The 4514-nt window shown below is 61.3% G+C and carries 4 protein-coding genes and 1 pseudogene; 3 read left to right on the top strand and 2 right to left on the bottom strand.

Annotation, left to right across the window (positions count from 1 at the left end):
• The first annotated feature begins 207 nt into the window (after positions 1 to 207).
• Complete coding sequence (gene rsuA / locus ACNPAA_RS20580) at positions 208 to 900, top strand: 16S rRNA pseudouridine(516) synthase RsuA (RefSeq protein ID WP_043153817.1); 693 nt, start codon at positions 208 to 210, stop codon at positions 898 to 900.
• A gap of 101 nt (positions 901 to 1001) precedes the next feature.
• On the opposite strand, the gene ACNPAA_RS20575 is transcribed toward rsuA, so the two are convergent.
• Positions 1002 to 1904 carry a DMT family transporter gene (locus ACNPAA_RS20575; protein ID WP_201873181.1) on the bottom strand — a complete coding sequence of 301 codons (903 nt, stop codon included), beginning with the start codon at positions 1902 to 1904 and terminating at the stop codon, positions 1002 to 1004.
• A gap of 289 nt (positions 1905 to 2193) precedes the next feature.
• Between ACNPAA_RS20575 and ACNPAA_RS20570 the strand changes: the two genes are divergently transcribed.
• Both ACNPAA_RS20570 and yfcE read left to right on the top strand, forming a co-directional pair.
• The gene (locus ACNPAA_RS20570; RefSeq protein WP_201873177.1) at positions 2194 to 3831 is read left to right on the top strand and encodes a peptide ABC transporter substrate-binding protein; all 1638 of its coding nucleotides are present in this window, start codon (positions 2194 to 2196) and stop codon (positions 3829 to 3831) included.
• Between the two features lie 10 nt (positions 3832 to 3841).
• Positions 3842 to 4384, top strand: a complete 543-nt coding sequence (yfcE, locus tag ACNPAA_RS20565; RefSeq protein WP_103244605.1) for a phosphodiesterase — start codon at positions 3842 to 3844, stop codon at positions 4382 to 4384.
• A 13-nt stretch (positions 4385 to 4397) separates the two neighbouring features.
• Here the strand turns inward: yfcE and ACNPAA_RS20560 are convergent.
• Positions 4398 to 4514, bottom strand: a pseudogene (locus tag ACNPAA_RS20560) (IS5/IS1182 family transposase); the annotation flags it as partial.

Raw genomic sequence — 4514 nt, 5'->3', positions numbered from 1 at the left:
GGCGTGGTGCAATCAGGCCGCCCGATGAAGCAGGAACCCGGTACTGCGCGAGCAGCTATCACCCAGTAATGGGAATCCCCCTCCTGTGACGCGAAGCGCTAAGGTGGGGGAGGATGTCAACTTGAGTCCCTGTCGCTTAGTACTGGTGTTGTCGGGTCTGACCGATATAATGTCGCCCCCAATCATGATGGATTCCGAGGTTTTTGCATGCGGCTCGACAAATTTCTTTGCGATTGCTCCGATTTGACCCGTTCCCAGGCGGGCAAGCTGATCCGTCAGGGGGAAGTGCTGGTAGACGGCGTGCTGGTCAAGCAGCCCGCCTTTCACATCAATGAGCAACACCAGATCGAGTTTGACGGTGTGACCTTGACCCTGAACCTGCAGAATCGCTACTTCATGCTGCACAAGCCGGAAGGATATGTCTGCTCCAACGAGGACCCGGATCACGCCACCGTGTTCCACCTGCTCGACGAGCCGGCCATGGGCAAACTGCACGTGGTGGGGCGCCTCGATCTCGATACCACCGGGCTGGTGCTGATCACCGATGACGGCCAGTGGTCCCATCGCATCACGTCGCCCCGGCACGAGTGTGCGAAGACCTACCACGTCTGGCTGGCTGATCCCGTGAGTGAAGAGGCCATCTCGCTCTTTGCCGACGGTATCTACCTGCGCAACGAGAACGACAAGACCCGCCCTGCGGAGCTGGAAATCCTGGACGATCGGGAAGCACGCCTGACCATCCACGAGGGCAAGTATCACCAGGTGAAGCGGATGTTCGCCGCCATCGGCAACAAGGTGGTCGGACTGCATCGGGAACGCATCGGCGATCTGGCTCTGGACGATGAGCTGGCACCGGGGGAATACCGGGAGCTGACCGAAGAGGAAGTGGCCCTGTTCTAGGGGCGCGATCGCCTCTCTCCCTGTCCGGTACGAGGGAGCATCGGCGGCTCAGTGCCGCCGATGGGCGTGTTGGTCCTTCCTTCTTGCAGGAGAGACGGGGCTCAGTTCCCCATTCCCAGCACCAGGGCCGTGCCCAGGGTGGCGAGCAGGGCTCCGGCCCAGGCGGGGAGCGAGGGACGCATCCCCGAGTGCCACCACAGCAAGGGCAGCAGAATGACCGGTGTGGTGGAAGACAAGATGGCCACCATGCCCACATCTCCCTGACGCAGGGCCACCAGGATCAGGGTCATTCCCAGCGTCATCGCCAGAAATCCGTTGATGCCTATCATGCCGAGCACCTGCCGGTTGATTGGGTTGTGCGGCATGGCGAGCGGCAGGCGCAGTGCCCGCAAGACGCAGTGTGCCAAGAGTGCGCTGCCCATGCGCACGCCGGAAGCGCTCACCGCGTCCACGGTGCCGCTCATCATCACCGGCTTGGCGATGATGGCTCCGAGGCTCTGGCACAGGGCTGCGGTGAGGCCAAGGGCTATGCCGACCACGAGGCGGCCGCGCACCTGCTCCCATTCGTTCTGCAGGTTGTCGCCACGACGACCAAACAGGATGGCGAGCATGACCCCGGCCAGGACCAGCAAGGCGCCTGGCAGGCGCCAACCATCGAGCCGCTCGCCAAAGAGCCAGAGCCCAAGCAGGGCGGAGAAGAGGGCGTGGCAGGAGAAGAGCAGACCGCTGCGCCTGGGGCCGAGTCGGTTCATGCAGGCAAAGAGGGCAGTATCGCCGACGAAGATGCCGATGAGGCCGGAGAGGGCCAGCAGGGGAAGGGCGCTCTCGGTGAGGGTCTGCCAGCCTCCCGTCACCAGACTTGCGCTGGCCAGCATCAGGCTGACCAGGAACATCCGCCAGCGGCTGTAGGCAAAGGCCCCCAGATGGCGAGCCGGTTTGACGGAGATGAGGGCGGCGATCGCCCATAAACTGGCGGCAGCCAGCGCCAACCATTCGTAACCCATAAAGACCCCTGAAACGGTAGACGACAACCGGACCTACAGGCGACATATCACCCCGGGCCGATTGCTTACGGGGCAGGGGAGCGTGCCTTCTTGCTGTCGCACGCACCCGTGGCGGCCGTGTCGTCATAAAACCATGAAAAAAATAGCCCGGAAGACTCCCTCTATCGGGCAGGCCCGATACAATACGGGCCGTCTTCGGGGATAACAAGCGCGGCATCATGCATTCGTTTCCAGGCGCGCCGCCGGCCTTCTCCCTATTGCAGTCAAAAGAATTGAACGAGGTTAATGTATGTTTTACCGTTTCGCCGTCAGGCCAGCCCGTTGCTGGCTATCTCCCTTACTGCTTGGGTTGATGGCGGTGCCGCCGTCACTGGCTAGTAGCGTGGTTGAGCAGACTTACATTTCAGATAGACAAACCCTGGTCAAAGGCAATGGCGCCGAACCCGAGTCCCTCGATCCGGCCCTGATCCGCTCCGGCTTCCCAGGGGAGGTGGTGCTGGTGGACCTGTTCGAGGGGCTGGTGAGCGAGGATGGACAGGGCATGATAGTGCCCGCCCAGGCCCAGCGCTGGGAGACCAGCGAGGATGGACTGGTGTGGCGTTTCTTTCTGCGTCCCCAGCTCAAATGGTCCAACGGCGAGCCCCTCACCGCCCGGGATTTCGTCTACGCCTGGCGGCGGCTGCTGAATCCGGCGCAGGCTTCCCCCTCCGCTGGCCTGTTGCTGGCGACCGGCATCAACAATGCCCAGTCCATTTATGCCGGTGCGCTCGATCTCGATGCCCTGGGGGTGGAGGCAGAAAGCGACCAGATCCTGAAAGTGACCCTGGAGCGTCCCGTTCCCTATTTCCTGCAACTGGTCAGCCAGCGTCCCTTCGTGCCGGTCAACGAACGGGTCATCACCCAGTTTGGCAAGCAGTGGACCCAGCCAGGCAAGATGGTGAGCAATGGCCCTTACAAGCTGGCGAGCTGGGTGGTGAACGAGCGCATCGAAGCCGAGCGCAACCCCCAGTACTGGGATGACGCCCATACCCGGATCCAGCGGGTGACCTACCTGCCGCTCGCTTCCCAGCATGGGGAGCGGCTGCGTTACGAAGCGGGGGAGATCCAGCTCACCAACAAGGTGGCGCTGGAGTACTACCAGAAGACCATGCAGGAGGCACCGGAGCGGATCTGGGGTTTGCCGCTGCTTGGCACCTATCTTTATACCTTCAATCTCAATCTCCCTGAATTGCAGGATGTGCGGGTGCGCCAAGCGCTCTCCATGGCCATTGATCGCTACCTGCTGACCGAGAAGGTGAGCGGCCAGGGAGAACGTCCTGCCTGGTCATTGCTGCCCGCCATGCCAGGTTATGACGAACTGGATATCCCCCTCTCCCGGGAAGACCAGTCAACTCGGTTGGCCCGCGCAGCCGCGCTGTTGGCCCAGGCAGGCTACAACAGCGCCCATCCCCTCAGGTTGACACTGACCTACAACACGTCGGAGAACCACAAGAAGCTGGCTCTGGCGGTGGCGGCCATGTGGAAACCGCTGGGGGTCGAAGTCTCCCTCAACAACATGGAGTGGAATGCTTATCAGGTGGCCAAGAACAGTGGTGATTTCATGCTGGCGCGTTCATTTTTGTTTGGTGATTATGTCGAGCCGTCGTCCATGCTTGGCAGTTTCCGCTGCCAGGATCCCCAGAACGAGAGCGGCTACTGCAACCCCGTCTTCGATGGTCTGCTGCAGCAGGCCTCCGAGACCCTGGATGCCAACGTTCGGTCCGGGATCTATCATCAGGCCGAGCAACTGCTGATGGAGGAGGTGCCCGTCATCCCCGTCTATCACTACAACCAGATGAGACTGGTGGACCCGGCACTGCGCGGCTTGCCGAGCCGCAACCTCAAGGGCGCCATCGCCACCAAGGATCTCTATTTCAGCCAGCCATGAGGAGTGTGGAATGAAGATTGCCATTGTCTCGGATCTGCACGGCAGTCTGACTGCCCTCGAGCAGGTGCTGGCGCAACTCGCTCCCTGGCAGCCTGATCACTATCTGCTGCTCGGGGATCTGCTCAATCACGGGCCGCGCAATCCTGTGCCGGCGGGGTATGATCCTGTCGCCGTGGCGGCAAGGCTCAACGAGCTGGCCCCCCGCATCATGGCGGTGCGTGGCAATTGCGATTCGGAGGTGGACCAGATGCTGCTCCACTTCCCCATCACGGCGCCCTACAACCAGCTGCTGGTGGATGGGCGGCGCTGGTTTGTCAGCCACGGTCATCTCTATGAGCCCGGCAACGTGCCCCTGCCAGCAGGGAGCCTGTTCATCAGCGGTCATACCCATGTGCCTGTGCTGCGCCAGGAGGGAGAAATGATCCTGATGAACCCGGGGTCTATCTGTTTTCCAAGGGGAGAGTGGGTGGCCAGTTATGGGCGCTATGACGACGGCTGCATGAGCATCCATGCCTGCAAGGATGGAGAAACCCTGATGCAGCTGGTGCTCTGACTAGGCTGCGTTCTCAAAATGCTGGTTTTCTGTCCACACATAACTCGCGCAAGTAGCGAAGGCAGAAAGCCAGTTTGATAAAGGCTGCAAAACTCTTGGCTAGCTTTTCATATCTCGTTGAAAACCGGCG

The sequence above is a fragment of the Aeromonas sp. PS2Canimalfood6 genome (assembly GCF_048276795.1).
Lineage (GTDB): Bacteria > Pseudomonadota > Gammaproteobacteria > Enterobacterales > Aeromonadaceae > Aeromonas > Aeromonas caviae.
The sequence above is the reverse complement of the archived record's forward strand: the minus strand, read 5'-3'. Positions and strand labels throughout refer to the sequence as shown.

What these genes read in the sequence shown, in the direction of transcription:
- rsuA (WP_043153817.1), top strand. Translation starts at nt 208, where the DNA reads ATGCGGCTCGACAAATTTCTTTGCGATTGCTCCGATTTGACCCGTTCC.
- ACNPAA_RS20575 (WP_201873181.1), bottom strand. Translation starts at nt 1,904, where the DNA reads ATGGGTTACGAATGGTTGGCGCTGGCTGCCGCCAGTTTATGGGCGATC.
- ACNPAA_RS20570 (WP_201873177.1), top strand. Translation starts at nt 2,194, where the DNA reads ATGTTTTACCGTTTCGCCGTCAGGCCAGCCCGTTGCTGGCTATCTCCC.
- yfcE (WP_103244605.1), top strand. Translation starts at nt 3,842, where the DNA reads ATGAAGATTGCCATTGTCTCGGATCTGCACGGCAGTCTGACTGCCCTC.